This window comes from Mesobacillus subterraneus, from assembly GCF_023715485.1.
Classification (GTDB): Bacteria; Bacillota; Bacilli; order Bacillales; family Cytobacillaceae; genus Mesobacillus; species Mesobacillus subterraneus_B.
The window spans coordinates 63,731-78,911 of the sequence record NZ_JAMBOF010000009.1; the positions used below are offsets into that span (position 1 = coordinate 63,731).

The following is a 15,181-nucleotide window of genomic DNA, read 5'->3' on the forward strand; positions in this document are numbered from 1 at the left end:
AAAAGCGAATAGCGGATGCGCCTTGGGCATCCCCGAACAAGCACCGGAGGGCCATCAGGTGAAGTCGATTTTTCAGCCTTCCCTGGATGGACCGGAACGACTTCGATGGGACAGTACTGTCTCCAGACATTTTATAACTCCAACAAAACACAAAGAGTGAGCACAGGGCTCACTCTAGCTTTGTGGTTCTTCTTTGTAGTCGCATTCGGTACATTGGACCTGAACACCTTTTTTGAGTTTCTTCTCGACAAGCATCTTATCGCATTTAGGGCATTTACGGGCAAGCGGCTTATCCCAAGAAAGAAAATCACACTCAGGGAAGCGGTCGCAGCCATAAAAGATTCGGCGCTTTTTGCTTTTGCGCTCGATGATATTGCCTTCCTCACACTTAGGGCATTTAACTCCAATATCTTTGACAATCGCTTTGGTATTTCTGCAATCAGGGAAATTGCTGCAGGCCATGAACTTTCCGTATCTTCCCATTTTGAATACCATTGGGGCTCCGCATTGGTCACAGTCCTCGCCTGCAGGTTCATCCTTGATCTCAATTTCCTGCATTTCCTTTTCGGCAATTTTGAGATGCTTCTCAAAATCCCGGTAAAATCCGTCTATGACATTAACCCAATTTACTTTTCCCTCTTCGACATTATCAAGGTCCTGCTCCATTTTCGCAGTAAACTCGAGGTCAACAATGCCCGGGAAGAATTCTATCATCAGTTCGTGAATGACTTCCCCAAGTTCTGTTGGAACAAACCGTTTATTATCCAGGGTTACATATCCTCTTTTCTGGATTGTATCCAGGGTTGGCGCAAAAGTGGATGGACGGCCAATACCTAACTCTTCCAGTGTCCTGACCAGCCTTGACTCTGTATACCTCGGCGGAGGCTGAGTAAAGTGCTGCTTCGGTTCGATATCTTTCTTGGTGACCTCGTCCCCTTCCTTTAGATCCGGAAGGAGTTTATCCTTTTCTTCAACCTGGTCATCAGAGCTTTCCACATACACTTTCATGAATCCTGGGAATTTCACCTTTGAACCAGTCGCCCTGAAAACAACATTGCCATTCTTTAGATCAACGCTCATTGTATCCATGACGGCAGGGGCCATCTGGCTTGCAATAAATCGTTCCCAAATCAGTTTGTAAAGTCTAAACTGATCCTTGGAGAGAAATTCCTTGAGAGTATCCGGCACTTTCATTGTGCTCGTAGGCCTGATAGCTTCATGTGCATCCTGTGCGTTTGTTTGCTTCTTTTCTTTTTTCGCTTCTGTCTGTATGAAATTCTCGCCAAACTCATTACTGATATACTGGCGTGCTTCAGTCTGGGCAACCTCAGAAATTCTCGTGGAGTCGGTTCTCATATATGTGATTAATCCGACAGTCCCTTCTTTACCCAGATCAATGCCTTCATAAAGCTGCTGAGCGAGCATCATTGTCTTTTTTGCACGGAAGTTCAGCTTGCGTGCCGCTTCCTGCTGTAAAGAGGACGTAATGAATGGAGGCGCAGGGTTGCGCCTGCGCTCCTTTTTCGTTACTGATGCTACTGTGAATTTATTACCCTTTATTTGATTCAGGATATTTTTAATATCTTCTTCTGTCTTCAATTCTGCTTTTTCAGAATCAATACCATAAAAGGAAGCCTCAAATGCAGCCTTTCCCTTTAAAAAATCAGCACCGATTGTCCAGTATTCTTCTGGGACGAATGCCTTGATTTCATTTTCCCTGTCAATAATCATCCTCATAGCAACGGATTGAACACGTCCAGCGCTGAGGCCTTTTTTCACTTTTTTCCAGAGAATAGGACTGATATTATATCCTACAAGCCTGTCTAACACCCTTCGAGCCTGCTGTGCATCAACCAGGTCCATGTTGATTGAGCGCGGGTGCTTAAAGGATTCCTTAATAGCATCCTTCGTAATCTCATTGAAAACAACCCTGCAATCTGAATGAATATCTACATTGAGAGTGTGAGCCAGGTGCCAGGCAATCGCTTCCCCTTCTCTGTCGGGGTCAGCCGCGAGGTAGATTTTCTTCGCTTTTTTAGCCGCAGTCTTCAATTCTTTCAGTACAGGACCTTTTCCCCTGATGGTAATGTATTTTGGATCATAATTATTTTCTATATCGACACCCATCTGGCTCTTTGGCAAATCTCGCAAATGGCCCATGGAAGCTCTAACCTTATACTTTTTTCCTAAATAACGCTCAATCGTCTTTGCCTTGGCAGGCGATTCGACGATTACTAAAAAATCCGACATCCAATTGTCCTCCTTAGAGGTTTAAAATTATCATTATTATGGTCTACCAAGATTCACATTGTCAAATTGTACCACAAAGAAAACGTTTTCATCTTATTTGGGTATTTTAAAATACCTGATGCAAAATGTATAACAGAATGCAAATTATTTCAACCTTTTTGTAGTAAATTTTGTTTAAAAATAAAAAAATTTGATAAATAGGAAGTTCTAATATAGAAAATCATTCAAAAATAAAAATCCCATAGGGCAATATTCGGAAGGAAAACTTGGTGAGAAAATTAACAATCTATGCGAAAAACAGCCTTATGCAATATATATATAGATTTTCATTATAATATTTGCAGTTCCTCTAAAATCTCCTGAGGATTTTTTATCAATTTCGCCCCCTGCTGGATCAAATCATGGACGCCATCACTATTAGGAGTCAAAATGCTGCCCGGAACCGCGAAGACTTCCCTGCCTTCATTCAGGGCGAATTCAGCTGTAATCAAGGAGCCGCTCTTTTTCCTGGCTTCAATTACAAGTGTACCCATAGAAAGTCCGCTTATAATCCTGTTCCTCATCGGAAAATGCCATTTTTCCGGAGGCGTTGAAGGCGGGTATTCAGATATGACAAGCTGTTTTTCCATCATATACCCTGCCAGTTTTAGATTTTCCTTCGGATAAATGTTGCTGAACCCGCCAGCAATCACCCCGGTTGTTCTACCTCCCAGCCTGATTGCTGTTTTATGGGCATGTGCATCAATTCCCCTTGCTAGGCCGCTAACGATCAAGATCCCCTTTTCAACCAGCTCTGAAAATAAGTATTCAATTGCTTTAAGTCCATATTCTGAGGCTTTCCTGGAACCAACCACCGCAAGGCTTTGCTGATAATTCAGCAATGACATATCACCTTTGGCAAAGAGAACCCATGGTGGTTGATAGATTGTTTTCAGCCTTTCTGGATAGTTATCATCGAAAATGGTAATTAGATGGATGTTTTGTGAGGAGTATTCGGAAAGAATTTTATCGACAGGAATTTCATGGAGATTGCTTAGAAGATGGTTTTGTTGTGCAAATAGAGAAGTATAGTATTTTTCTTCATATAAATTATTCAGCCCAGAATCAGCTTTAAGAATTGAATAAATTGATTTCCAGCTAGAATGCTTGCTGTGGACGAGATGGATCAGTTTCTTGGCAAGATAGTCCAAATTCCTTCCCCCATGATAAGTTTTTTAAGGATCGGCACTGTTATAGATGTCTGATATTTCCGTTCCAGACGGTTTGCATTTCATTCCAGACAAATTAATGCCAACATCGACTAGAACCGTAAATTTCACCTAAGGATTAATAAACAGCCCCTCTATATAGAGGGACTGTTCCTAATCCTATTTTTAGTGAGTTTTACACTTATCGTACAGACCTTGCTCTTTCAATACACCAATCAGAGTTTCACCCATTACAGATGGAGTGTCAGCAACTTTGATGCCGCATTCGTTCATCACGCGGATCTTTTCGTCAGCTGTACCCTTGCCTCCTGAAATGATCGCACCAGCATGGCCCATGCGCTTTCCTGGAGGTGCAGTTCTTCCGCCGATGAAGCCGACAACTGGCTTTGTCATGTTAGCCTTGACCCATTCAGCCGCTTCTTCTTCTGCAGTACCACCGATTTCACCGATCATGATAACAGCATATGTTTCCGGATCTTCATTGAATGCATGTAAGACATCGATGAAGTTTGTTCCGTTTACTGGGTCTCCACCAATACCTACTGCCGTAGTTTGGCCAATCCCAGCTTGTGTCAATTGATGTACAGCTTCGTAAGTCAATGTTCCAGAACGGGATACAACGCCTACATGGCCTTTTGTATGGATATATCCAGGCATGATGCCGATTTTGCACTCTTCAGGAGTGATAACACCCGGGCAGTTAGGGCCGACGAGACGGGTTTTCTTGCCTTCCATATAACGCTTAACCTTGACCATATCAAGCACTGGAATGTGTTCAGTGATACAGATTGCTAAATCTAGTTCAGCATCCACTGCTTCAATGATTGCATCGGCAGCGAATGGTGCAGGAACATAGATTACAGATGCATTAGCGCCTGTAGCATCGACAGCTTCCTTCACTGTATTGAATACAGGGACGCCTTCGACTTCAGAGCCGCCTTTGCCTGGAGATGTTCCTCCAACAATTTTTGTACCATATTCAAGCATTTGTTTTGTATGGAAAAGGGCTGTAGAACCCGTAATACCTTGAACAATGACCTTTGTATCTTTATTAATGAATACGCTCACGTCAAATTCTCTCCTTTCGATCCTACTTAACTAATGAAACGATTTTTTCAGCGCCGTCTGCCATTGATTCAGCAGCAATGATATTCAAGCCAGATTCGTTCAGAATCTGTTTTCCTAGATCAACGTTAGTACCTTCAAGACGAACGACAAGCGGCACTTCTAAGCCGACCTGCTTGGCAGCTTCCACCACACCCGTTGCAATAACGTCACACTTCATGATACCGCCGAAGATATTAACAAAGATACCTTTAACATTCGGATCTGAAAGGATGATTTTAAATGCTTCCGTTACTTTCTCAGCAGTTGCACCGCCCCCAACATCAAGGAAGTTGGCGGGGTCTCCGCCGTAATGCTTCACGATATCCATTGTTGCCATCGCAAGTCCCGCACCGTTAACCATGCAGCCGATATTTCCATCAAGTGAAATGTAGCTCAAGTCATACTTGGATGCTTCGATTTCCTTCGGATCTTCTTCCTCAAGGTCACGGTATTCAAGGATATCCTTCTGGCGGTAAAGTGCATTCGCATCAAAATTCAATTTAGCATCAAGCGCAATAACCTGTCCGTCGCCTGTAACAACAAGCGGGTTGATTTCTGCGATTGAGCAATCTTTTTCAATATAAGCGTTGTAGAGACCCATCATGAACTTAACAGCCTGGTTTACAAGCTCTTTAGGGATATTGATGTTGAATGCGATACGGCGAGCCTGGTATGGCATTAGTCCTACAACAGGATCGATTTCTTCTTTGAAGATCTTCTCAGGGGTTGCTTCTGCAACCTCTTCGATTTCCGTTCCGCCTTCTTCTGAAGCCATAAGAACAACACGTGAAGTAGCACGGTCAAGAACAAGTCCTACATAATACTCCTTCTTGATGTCACAGCCTTCTTCGATCAGCAGGCGCTTTACTTCCTTGCCTTCTGGTCCAGTCTGGTGAGTAACCAATGTTTTCCCTAAGATTTCAGTTGCATATGTACGCACTTCATCAAGGTTCTTTGCTACCTTGACCCCGCCAGCTTTACCCCTTCCGCCGGCATGGATTTGAGCTTTCACGACAACTACTGCTGAACCAAGCTCTTGCGCTGCTTCAACAGCTTCCTCAACTGTAAAAGCAACCTTTCCATTCGGAACTTTTACCCCATATTTTCTGAGGATTTCTTTTCCTTGATACTCATGGACATTCATTTCCCATCCTCCTATCTAGTAGAAAAGCACATGAAACTTCGTAGAACTAGAGTACAATTCTCAGTAATTCATGCTTCTCTAAGTAGAAAATATAATTCATTTAAATTTTAAAAAAATAGACTGCGCTTTCATTTTATATAATGGAATATTGATTGTCCACCTTTATGATTTAAATATTTTGCCATTTTAAATATTGCAAAAAAGTATCCAAGCATTTAGCAGACATAAAAAAAAGCCGGGATAAGAGCTTTTTCCGGCTTTAACGAGTAATTAAGAGGCATAAAAAACTATTTTCATTCTCTTTGTTTCCATTGTGAAAATATTAATTTTCTTTTCCTGCCTGTTTATCAAGATGATAGATAAAAGAAAATACCTCGGCAACCGCTTGATATAATTCCTCCGGGATCCGCTCATTTAATTCCAGCTGGCTTAACACTTCAACTAAGGATGGGTCCTCTTGGATCGGGATATCATGATCTTTCGCTTTCTCGATAATCTGTTCGGCAATGAACCCTTTGCCCTTTGCCATGACCTTTGGGGCGTCCATGCTGCCCGGATTATAGCCAAGTGCCACAGCGGTCTTGCGTGTTGGTTTTGGCGGTTTCATATTTTTATATCCACCCCGCTGTATTCTTTTTTGCTGTACAAGCCGGAAAGCTGCCGATGATTTCTCTCTGCCGCCCGGGAACCGGGAACAAGGAAATTAACAGCTGAAAGGTGGTAGTCTATCTCAGCCAATTTAGCTTTTAATAATGGCATATGTTGCTCAGACAACTTTTTCAATGTTGGATTCTCATTGAATACCTGGATGCTCATGATTCGATTCTGGACTTGCATGTCGATAATGGTATCATTAAGGTGCTCCATCTTAAGGTAAAAGAGTACCCGGCAAAAATCAGCATCAATCTTCCCGTCTTCTGTTTTCTTGCCGCTCCACTGCATTGTAAGTTCACTCATTTTACCCCCCAGCATCATGGGCATTTGCACGAGAAGCTGCTGGATTGGCCCCGCCTCTTGTGAAAGGAGCTGGAACCCTGTGATTTTATTCAATAGCTGCTCAGCAGCTTCTTTGATGGGCTGTGACGGATTTTCATTCAGCAAGCGAAGCAGCTGTGGCTTTAATGTGTCTTCAGATACGACTTCCGCGCTTCCCTTAAAAGCTTCTGAAAGCTTCTGTTCGTACGAAAGACCCAGAGCTGCTATAAAGTTTTTTATTTTTGCGGAGGATAGCAATTCTGTGCCTGTTTCTGGCAAGGCCAAAGCCTGCTCTGCTTTTCCAATCGCTGCAGCCATCAGTTCAACTTGCTGATCTGTTAATACGCCTTTGGGATTTTGACCTGATGCATTCTGCATTTCCAATCCGGCTTTTTGCAGATATTCTTTTCCTCCCAGTAATACCGCAAGCCCCTTTTCCACAGGTTCGGCTTCAGAATCTCCCGCCACAAACACCGATAACAATTGTTTGAATGCCTGGAGACCTTCTTGTTTATTTGTTTCTTTACCGCCATTCTCGAATAGAAGTTTCAGTGAATCTGCCATTTCATTAACCGGCAAATTAACAGGGATGGCTGTTGTTTTATCAGCAATGAAATTGCTTATCAATTGTTTTGCTTCTGCACTGTTCCCTCGTTCGATAAGGGTTATGGCATTTCTTAAAGGAGCCAATTCAGCTGGAATGTCCTTGACTTTGGAAATTTGCAGGTTTGACAGCATCTGCTGCAAGACCATTGTCTCGCTGCTTTTCCCCGATACTGCACCAAAATGCCTCAGAAGCCCCAAAGCCGCTTGACCATCAGAACCGTCTTCTTTAAGCCATGTGGAGAAAAATTGCGTCAATGCCATTCCAGAGACACTTTTTTTATTAGTAGGAACAATTTCGTCCAAGAGCGTTTTTATCCCATTGCTGCTATCGGAATTCGCCTGCATATCTAAAGCCTTCATGAGATTATCCAATAACAGGACCAGCGATTGCTCCTTAGTGGACGTGTATAATGCTGAGAAAGTTGCCTGTGAGAGCGGCAGGCCCCGCGTTAAAATCATCTTAATCGTTTCCAGGCCTGCGCTTCTCTGGTCAGCACTTTTAAGCCACTCTGATACTTGCTGAAGAATTTCCCGATTTACAGGAAGCTGCTCTTTGATAAAAAAGCGTACAAGTTCAAGATTTTCTTTCGTCGGAGCCAAGGAAAATTCACCAAGAATTCTTGTCAGGCTTTCGGGCTGCCTTCCATCTTCTGTACTGGCGCCCATCACCTTGAGATGTACCTTTCCTTCACCGGGCATAACTTGGAACCAGTAGCGTTCATGCGCAGAAAGCGGAGCTTCCAATTGGGCGATCATTTTTTGACTGCCTATTTGCACTTCGGCAATTTGTTCCGGAAAGAGCTTGATGATCTTGCCATTGATTATTTGCCCTGGACGGAATGCTGCTGTTTTTAAATGTTGTACTGGATTTTGATTGAGTATGGTTTGCATTGCTCCTGTTTCCATGCTTCACCTGCTTTATCCAAGATCATTATTAATGCATTCTCTAACTGGAGCAAATGTCTTCCTGTGGTGCGGAGTAACCCCATGCTCCTGGATTGCCTTTAAATGCTCAGCTGTTCCATAGCCCATATTTGCCTGGAATCCATACTGGGGAAATTCAAGGCTGATTTCTTTCATCAGCCGATCTCTCGTAACTTTGGCGACAATCGAGGCTGCAGCGATTGATATGCTCCTTGAATCCCCTTTAATTAATGCTTCAAAAGGATAAGGTGTATCCAATTTCACTGCGTCTATTAACAGAAAATCAGGTGCGATTCTCAGCTGGCTTAAGGCTGCTAGCATCGCTTTTTTGCTTGCCTGGAGAATATTGATTTCGTCGATATCTGCTGCGCTGATAATTCCCACACCCACCGCCAATGCCTCGGCATTGATTACTTCAAAATACTCATCCCTTTTTAGCTCATTAAGCTTTTTGGAATCATTAAGACCCGGCAGGTAAAAGTTTTCTGGCAAAATGACAGCACCTGCGACAACCGGCCCGGCTAGGGGTCCTCGGCCTGCCTCATCGATGCCGGCAATGAACTGAAAACCTTCAGCAATGTATTTCCTCTCGAATGATGTCATGTTGATAAATTGATCATGCAGCTGCTTCTTAAGCTGCTCCTGTTTTTCCCATTTCAGGAGCATGCGCTGTACGCCTTTACGTTCATCATTTTTCAAGTAATTAAGGAAATCTTCCTTAACTACGTCCTTTTTAAATAGCTGTTGTTCAATTTCAGCAATCGTCAATTTTCCCATAAAAAGATTCTCCTAAACTTACATCTCTAGTATATATCGTCATTTAAAACCAAAAATAAAGGTCCTGAATTCAGGACCTTTATTTTTGGTTTTCATCTGTTTCTTCAATTGCATTCAAATCTTCCGGACGCTCAAAAGATAGCGGACCCATTTTTTCTGTACGGATTTCACGGATCACAAGCTCTGCGACTTTATCATAGTCAACGTACCCGCCAGCCATCCTGCAGCCTCGGAAATTACCAATTTTATCAAATAGCTCAACAATATCTTCCGGCAATTCAGATAGCTTGTATCTTTCCTGCAAGCGCTCTGGATAGTGTATTTCCAAATACCTTAGCGCATACACAGTTAAATCCTGAAGATTAAGGAGCGTGTCTTTAATCGCCCCCGTAACTGCGAGCTTGACGCCAACCTGCTGGTCTTCAAACTTCGGCCATAGGATCCCCGGTGTATCTAATAGTTCAAGTTCTTTCCCTACCTTGATCCATTGCTGTGATTTCGTAACACCAGGCCTGTTTCCAGTCTGTGCGATGTTCTTGCCGGCAAGCCGGTTGATCAGCGTCGATTTTCCAGCATTCGGGATTCCGACGATCATCGCCCGAATTGCCCTTGGCTTGACGCCTTTCGATTTCAGGCGGTCGAGCTTGTCCTTCAATAAGACCTTTGATTCCTGGACAATCTGTTTAAGACCTGTTCCAGCCTGTGAATTGATTGCCAGAGCGGTGATGCCTTTTTTACGGTAAAAGCGGAGCCATTCCTCTGTAACAGACTTGTCCGCCATATCAGCCTTGTTTAATAATACTATTCTTGGTTTATGCTGGATGATTTCATCAATCATTGGATTACGCGATGAATAAGGGATCCTTGCGTCCACCAATTCAAAAATGACATCAACAAGCTTAAGTTTTTCCGTGACCTCTCTGCGAGCCTTGGCCATATGGCCTGGAAACCATTGGATCGTCAAAGCAGCCACCTCCTATCTGTTTAGCCACCATCCCCCCAGGAATCATGGCTTTGTCTAGTCTATTTTACGAATATCGTCAATAGGCCAGTAAATGATGCTGGTCTTTCCCAGTACCTTATTAAATGGAACAGTGCCAATATGGCGGCTGTCCTTACTGAATCGGCGGTTATCACCCATCACGAAAAGCTGGCCCTCGGGGACTGTTTCCCTGCCGATCTTCTCTTCAAGCGTGAATGGATCAGTCAAAGGCCCATCAATCACTTGTTTTTTATATTCTTCCAAGTATGGTTCTTCATATGCCTTCCCGTTTACGTAAAGCGTATCATTTTTATATTCAACCTTATCACCCGGGAGGCCGATTACTCTTTTTATGTAGTCTTTGTTTTCGGGCGCATGAAAGACAATGATATCGAATCTTTCGGGCTCCCCAACTTTATAGCTGAGCTTGTTCACGATCATTCGGTCCTGGTCGTGGAGTGTAGGCATCATCGATAAACCGTCCACCACGATTGGTGCAAATAAAAAGTATCGAATAACCGCTGCCAGCACGACAGCAATCAGGAGCGCCTTTGTCCATTCCCATAATTCATTTTTCTTTTTCTCGGCCATTCTTTTCCCACCATTCCAAATTATATGTTGTTTGAATACATAACTTTATTTTACATAAGTCAGGCAAGATAAACACGATGGGTTGAACATTTTTAAAATAAATTTAATAAAAGTTTTTCAGGATAGGTTTCTAAAAGATTTTTTTAATGAAAAAGGAGCTTGGCTAGGCAAGCTCCTTTTTTACATTTGTTCTTATCGGATTTCTTTAATACGAGCTTTCTTACCACGCAGGTTACGCAGGTAGTAAAGTTTCGCACGGCGTACTTTACCGCGACGGATAACTTCAAGCTTCGCAATTTTTGGTGTGTTAACAGGGAATGTACGCTCAACGCCTACTCCGTAAGAAATTTTACGAACAGTAAAAGTTTCGCTGATTCCACCACCACGACGCTTAATCACTACACCTTCAAACAACTGGATACGTTCACGAGTTCCTTCGACAACCTTAACGTGTACACGTACTGTGTCACCAGGACGGAAAGATGGAAGATCAGTGCGAAGTTGTGCTTTTGTGATTTCTTCGATTAATTGTTGCATCGTTTTCATCTCCTCCCACAAATGCTCTTGCAAAACATTTCATTGCAGCGGAACATCGTTATATGCAGCTTTTTGCCACAAGAAGTATCTTAACATAAAAGAGGACGGCCTGCAATATCAATCTATAAGTTTTGACAGCTCATCCAGCCATTTTTTTTGCTGATCTGTCAGGTCCGCATCTTCAAGCAGGTCCGGCCGCCGTAACAGTGTCCTCTTCAGGCTTTCTTTCATTCTCCACTCTTCAATCAATCGATGATTTCCTGAAACCAAAACATCTGGTACCGTTAAGCCGCGAAAATCCGCAGGCCTTGTATAGTGGGGATGTTCCAGGAGCCCAGTGCTGAACGAATCCTGGATATGGGACTCCTCACTCCCAAGCACACCCGGAAGCAGGCGTACGATACTGTCGATGACAACCATTGCCCCAAGCTCGCCGCCTGTAAGGACATAATCACCAATTGAGATTTCATCGGTAATCACATGTTCACGGATCCGCTCGTCATACCCTTCATAATGGCCGCAAATAAAAATCAAATGCTCTTCTTTGGCCAGCTCTTCCGCTTTCTTTTGTGTATATCGTTCCCCCTGTGGGCACATAAGAACGACTCGCGGCGAGGTGCTTTTTGCACGTTCCTTTAAGTCAGCTACAGCGTCAAAGATAGGCTGGGGTTTCAAAACCATGCCTGCGCCGCCGCCATACGGATAATCATCAACAGTCTGGTGTTTGTTATCAGCAAAGTCGCGGAAATTGACGACATTGTAGTGGACTGCATCTTTTTCAGCAGCCTTTTTCAGGATTGAGTGCCCAAGGACACCCTCAAACATTTCTGGAAAAATCGATAGCACATCGATATTCATCATGATAAAAGACCTTCCATCGGGTCAATCAATATGATTTTTTCCTTAACATCCACTTTTTTCACGATGTCCTCTATATATGGAATGAGGACCTCTTTCCCTTTTGCATCCTTAACGACCCATACATCATTAGCACCGGGAGTTAAAATTTCAACTACCTTGCCGATTTCTTCGCCTTTTGTCGTAAACATCATGCAGCCGATAATATCCTGGAAGTAAAATTCGCCTTCCTTCAGTTCACCGCGCTGGCTTTCTGGAACTTTAAGGATTCCGTCTCTGAGCTTTTCAACCTGGTTCACATTGTCATAGCCTTCAAACGTCAGCAAATTAAAGTTCTTATGTGTACGATGGCTCGTCACTGTAAGCTCGATCGCTTCCTTTGAACCTGGCAAGAATAATAACAAAGTATTGCCTACTTTATAGCGTTCTTCCGGAAAGTCAGTTCTTGAAATAACCCTGACTTCGCCTTTGATCCCATGCGTATTTACAATTTTTCCGACATTAAAATATTTTTTTTCCATACTTAATCACCTCTCGCGTATTTCAGCCACGATGCCGTCTTTTACAATAATAGTCTTTCCCGAAAGGAACTCATCCCAATTGTCCCCTTCATTTATTTCAACTATCCCTTGCAATTCCGTTTCCTTGATTTCACTTCCCAGCGGAAGGATATGTAGTTGCTCTATTTGAAAATCCAACAGCTTGATTTTCTCTTTGTGGACTTTAATTTCCTTTTCAAAATGCTTTTTTAAGGTTTCTGGGGGAAGCTTTTTTGCTTTTTCAAGTTTTTTCAATTCAAACCTCAGCTGGTCACATTCCTTTTGCAGCTGAAGCTTTCTGGAGTGATACTTTTGGTGGATCCTATCCTTGCTTTCTTCCGTAAGTACCTGTTTGACTACCATCGTTTGAAGTACTTTCAAAGCATATCCTCCTCAAAGCCTACTTGCATACTCATGTAAAGAATGCCACTTTTCATTATAACGTACTTCTTTTTAAATCGCTCTGTAAAACTTGCCTTAATCCACACATCACACCTGACTTTGATGCCCGGATAAACACAGCACGAAAGAAATGCGGATTACTGTCGAGAAGTCTCGCATCTTCCGCTCCAAATCAGCATAGTCCCAATTAATTAGAGTTTAAACATAGTCAAATAGAAAAAAAGGAGGGGTTACCCCCTCCCTTTTAACAAACAATATCCAGCTTTACAGCTTATTTTAATAAGCAGTCTGCTTTTGATTGTTATTCGACGATTTCTAGAAAAATCTTCTTTTGCTGTGATGAACCTGCTGCATAGACTACAGTTCTGATCGCCTTTGCAACGCGTCCCTGCTTTCCAATTACTTTGCCCATATCACTTTTGTTGACGGAAAGCTTATAGGTTACGCGCTGATCCTCTTCGTGTACATTTACATGAACATCTTCAGGAAAATCAACAAGGGGCCTCACGATCGTCTCGATTAAATCTTTCATGGGCGCATCCATAATTACTTGCTGTTCTTAGCGTTGTGGAATTTTTCCATGATACCTTGCTTAGAGAACAAGTTACGCACTGTATCAGATGGTTTTGCTCCGTCGTTAAGCCACTTAAGAACTAGTTCTTCGTTAAGTTCAACCTTAGCTGGTTGAGCAACTGGGTTGTAAGTTCCTACAGACTCGATGAAACGGCCGTCACGTGGTGAACGGGAATCAGCTACTACAATACGATAGAAAGGAGATTTTTTAGCTCCCATACGTTTTAAACGAATTTTTACTGCCATTTTAAATAAGCACCTCCGAATAGTTTCACACAAGATAGAATAATACCAAATTGAAAACAGCTTGTAAAGGTTTTTTTCTTTACAGCATGATTTTTCCTGAAATTACATGTTAGAAAGGATTGAAAGGCAATTTGAATCCGCCTTTTTTCTTGCCTTTTTGCTGCATATTCGTCATCTGTTTCATCATCTTTTTCATGTCCTCGAACTGCTTAAGCAGGCGGTTCACTTCCTGGATGGACGTTCCGCTTCCCTTGGCAATTCGTTTACGCCTGTTGGCATTGATGATTTCTGGATGCGTTTTTTCATTCTTCGTCATCGACTGGATGATTGCTTCTACATGTGAGATCTGTTTTTCGTCGATTTGAAGGTTGTTCATGCCTTTGATTTTATTTGCACCTGGCATCATTTTAAGGATTTCATCCAAAGGCCCCATTTTTCTTACCTGGCCAAGCTGGTCAAGGAAATCATCAAGGGTAAATGATGCAGTCCGCATTTTTTTCTCAAGCTCTTTAGCTTTATCCTCATCGACATTCGCCTGTGCTTTCTCGATTAAAGTAAGCACATCGCCCATGCCAAGGATTCTCGATGCCATCCTCTCTGGATGGAAGGGTTCAAGAGCGTCAAGCTTTTCGCCTAACCCGACAAATTTGATTGGCGTATTTGTCACGGCACGGATTGAAAGTGCAGCACCGCCTCGTGTGTCGCCATCAAGCTTTGTCAGGACGACGCCTGTCAAGCCAAGCTGCTCATTGAAACTTTGTGCCACGTTAACAGCATCTTGTCCAGTCATCGCATCGACTACAAGGAAGATTTCGTCCGGCTTTGAAAGCTCTTTGATCTGCTTCAGCTCGTCCATCAGGTTCTCATCTACATGCAGTCGGCCTGCAGTATCAATCAGGACATAATCATTATGGTCTTCCTTTGCTTTAACTATTGCCTGTTTGGCGATTTCAACCGGGCTGACCTGGTCACCCAGCGAAAACACCGGCATGGTTAACTGCTTCCCAAGCGTTTCAAGCTGCTTGATTGCAGCAGGACGATAGATGTCTGCTGCTACAAGCAAAGGCTTGCGGTTATACTTTTTGCGTAAAAGATTGGCAAGCTTACCAGTTGTGGTCGTTTTACCCGCCCCTTGAAGTCCGACCATCATAATGACTGTCGGCGGCCGGTTTGAGGCTGCGATTTTACTCTGCTCCCCGCCCATCAATTCGGTTAACTCTTCTTTAACAACCTTTATAACCTGCTGGCCGGGAGTAAGGCTCTTCACTACTTCCTGCCCGATTGCCCGTTCAGTGACTTTTTTTACGAAGTCTTTTACTACCTTAAAGTTAACGTCGGCCTCAAGCAGCGCCAGACGGACCTCTCGCATCATTTCTTTTACATCCGCTTCTGTTACCTTGCCTTTGCCGCGGATTTTTTGCATTGTATTTTGCAGTCGGTCGGCCAATCCTTCAAATGCCAT

16 protein-coding genes are annotated in these 15,181 nt (G+C 43.1%); all 16 read right to left on the bottom strand.

Features of this window, described 5'->3' with window-relative positions; genetic code table 11:
• Positions 1-174: 174 nt before the first annotated feature.
• Positions 175-2,250, bottom strand: a complete 2,076-nt coding sequence (gene topA / locus M3204_RS14455) for a type I DNA topoisomerase (RefSeq protein ID WP_251483009.1) — start codon at positions 2,248-2,250, stop codon at positions 175-177.
• A gap of 329 nt (positions 2,251-2,579) precedes the next feature.
• Positions 2,580-3,440 (bottom strand): DNA-processing protein DprA, encoded by an 861-nt coding sequence (dprA, locus tag M3204_RS14460; protein WP_251483010.1) that lies wholly within the window; start codon positions 3,438-3,440, stop codon positions 2,580-2,582.
• 183 nt (positions 3,441-3,623) lie between these two features.
• The gene (gene sucD / locus M3204_RS14465) at positions 3,624-4,526 is read right to left on the bottom strand and encodes a succinate--CoA ligase subunit alpha (protein ID WP_251483011.1); all 903 of its coding nucleotides are present in this window, start codon (positions 4,524-4,526) and stop codon (positions 3,624-3,626) included.
• Positions 4,527-4,548: 22 nt separating this feature from the next.
• The gene (gene sucC, locus M3204_RS14470; RefSeq protein WP_251483012.1) at positions 4,549-5,709 is read right to left on the bottom strand and encodes an ADP-forming succinate--CoA ligase subunit beta; all 1,161 of its coding nucleotides are present in this window, start codon (positions 5,707-5,709) and stop codon (positions 4,549-4,551) included.
• 322 nt (positions 5,710-6,031) lie between these two features.
• Positions 6,032-6,316, bottom strand: coding sequence for an EscU/YscU/HrcU family type III secretion system export apparatus switch protein (locus M3204_RS14475; RefSeq protein ID WP_251483013.1), 285 nt, complete (start codon positions 6,314-6,316; stop codon positions 6,032-6,034).
• Positions 6,313-8,196, bottom strand: coding sequence for a hypothetical protein (locus M3204_RS14480; protein WP_251483014.1), 1,884 nt, complete (start codon positions 8,194-8,196; stop codon positions 6,313-6,315). The genes M3204_RS14475 and M3204_RS14480 overlap by 4 nt, the downstream gene beginning before the upstream one ends.
• Before the next feature lie 12 nt (positions 8,197-8,208).
• Positions 8,209-8,991 carry a ribonuclease HII gene (locus M3204_RS14485; RefSeq protein WP_251483015.1) on the bottom strand — a complete coding sequence of 261 codons (783 nt, stop codon included), beginning with the start codon at positions 8,989-8,991 and terminating at the stop codon, positions 8,209-8,211.
• A 79-nt stretch (positions 8,992-9,070) separates the two neighbouring features.
• The gene (gene ylqF / locus M3204_RS14490; protein ID WP_251483016.1) at positions 9,071-9,955 is read right to left on the bottom strand and encodes a ribosome biogenesis GTPase YlqF; all 885 of its coding nucleotides are present in this window, start codon (positions 9,953-9,955) and stop codon (positions 9,071-9,073) included.
• A 54-nt stretch (positions 9,956-10,009) separates the two neighbouring features.
• Entirely contained in the window at positions 10,010-10,564 is a 555-nt protein-coding gene (lepB, locus tag M3204_RS14495; protein ID WP_251483018.1) for a signal peptidase I, read from the bottom strand.
• Between the two features lie 192 nt (positions 10,565-10,756).
• Positions 10,757-11,101, bottom strand: coding sequence for a 50S ribosomal protein L19 (gene rplS, locus M3204_RS14500; protein ID WP_041964491.1), 345 nt, complete (start codon positions 11,099-11,101; stop codon positions 10,757-10,759).
• A 117-nt stretch (positions 11,102-11,218) separates the two neighbouring features.
• Entirely contained in the window at positions 11,219-11,962 is a 744-nt protein-coding gene (trmD, locus tag M3204_RS14505) for a tRNA (guanosine(37)-N1)-methyltransferase TrmD (RefSeq protein WP_251483019.1), read from the bottom strand.
• Complete coding sequence (gene rimM / locus M3204_RS14510) at positions 11,959-12,480, bottom strand: ribosome maturation factor RimM (protein WP_251483020.1); 522 nt, start codon at positions 12,478-12,480, stop codon at positions 11,959-11,961. The genes trmD and rimM overlap by 4 nt, the downstream gene beginning before the upstream one ends.
• A 6-nt stretch (positions 12,481-12,486) precedes the next feature.
• A complete protein-coding gene (locus M3204_RS14515) occupies positions 12,487-12,879 on the bottom strand; it encodes a YlqD family protein (RefSeq protein WP_251483021.1) in 393 nt (130 codons plus the stop codon).
• Between the two features lie 322 nt (positions 12,880-13,201).
• Positions 13,202-13,432: a KH domain-containing protein gene (locus tag M3204_RS14520; RefSeq protein ID WP_251483022.1), complete on the bottom strand. Its 231-nt coding sequence runs from the start codon at positions 13,430-13,432 to the stop codon at positions 13,202-13,204.
• A 14-nt stretch (positions 13,433-13,446) separates the two neighbouring features.
• The gene (rpsP, locus tag M3204_RS14525) at positions 13,447-13,719 is read right to left on the bottom strand and encodes a 30S ribosomal protein S16 (protein ID WP_251483023.1); all 273 of its coding nucleotides are present in this window, start codon (positions 13,717-13,719) and stop codon (positions 13,447-13,449) included.
• Between the two features lie 109 nt (positions 13,720-13,828).
• Entirely contained in the window at positions 13,829-15,181 is a 1,353-nt protein-coding gene (gene ffh / locus M3204_RS14530) for a signal recognition particle protein (RefSeq protein WP_251483024.1), read from the bottom strand.

Bases quoted from the DNA above. Each gene is read 5' to 3' on its own strand.
- trmD (WP_251483019.1), bottom strand. From the start codon at position 11,962: ATGATGAATATCGATGTGCTATCGATTTTTCCAGAAATGTTTGAGGGT.
- M3204_RS14480 (WP_251483014.1), bottom strand. From the start codon at position 8,196: ATGGAAACAGGAGCAATGCAAACCATACTCAATCAAAATCCAGTACAA.
- M3204_RS14485 (WP_251483015.1), bottom strand. From the start codon at position 8,991: ATGGGAAAATTGACGATTGCTGAAATTGAACAACAGCTATTTAAAAAG.
- topA (WP_251483009.1), bottom strand. From the start codon at position 2,250: ATGTCGGATTTTTTAGTAATCGTCGAATCGCCTGCCAAGGCAAAGACG.
- M3204_RS14475 (WP_251483013.1), bottom strand. From the start codon at position 6,316: ATGAAACCGCCAAAACCAACACGCAAGACCGCTGTGGCACTTGGCTAT.
- lepB (WP_251483018.1), bottom strand. From the start codon at position 10,564: ATGGCCGAGAAAAAGAAAAATGAATTATGGGAATGGACAAAGGCGCTC.
- rplS (WP_041964491.1), bottom strand. From the start codon at position 11,101: ATGCAACAATTAATCGAAGAAATCACAAAAGCACAACTTCGCACTGAT.
- rpsP (WP_251483023.1), bottom strand. From the start codon at position 13,719: ATGGCAGTAAAAATTCGTTTAAAACGTATGGGAGCTAAAAAATCTCCT.
- sucC (WP_251483012.1), bottom strand. From the start codon at position 5,709: ATGAATGTCCATGAGTATCAAGGAAAAGAAATCCTCAGAAAATATGGG.
- ffh (WP_251483024.1), bottom strand. From the start codon at position 15,181: ATGGCATTTGAAGGATTGGCCGACCGACTGCAAAATACAATGCAAAAA.
- rimM (WP_251483020.1), bottom strand. From the start codon at position 12,480: ATGGAAAAAAAATATTTTAATGTCGGAAAAATTGTAAATACGCATGGG.
- M3204_RS14520 (WP_251483022.1), bottom strand. From the start codon at position 13,432: ATGAAAGATTTAATCGAGACGATCGTGAGGCCCCTTGTTGATTTTCCT.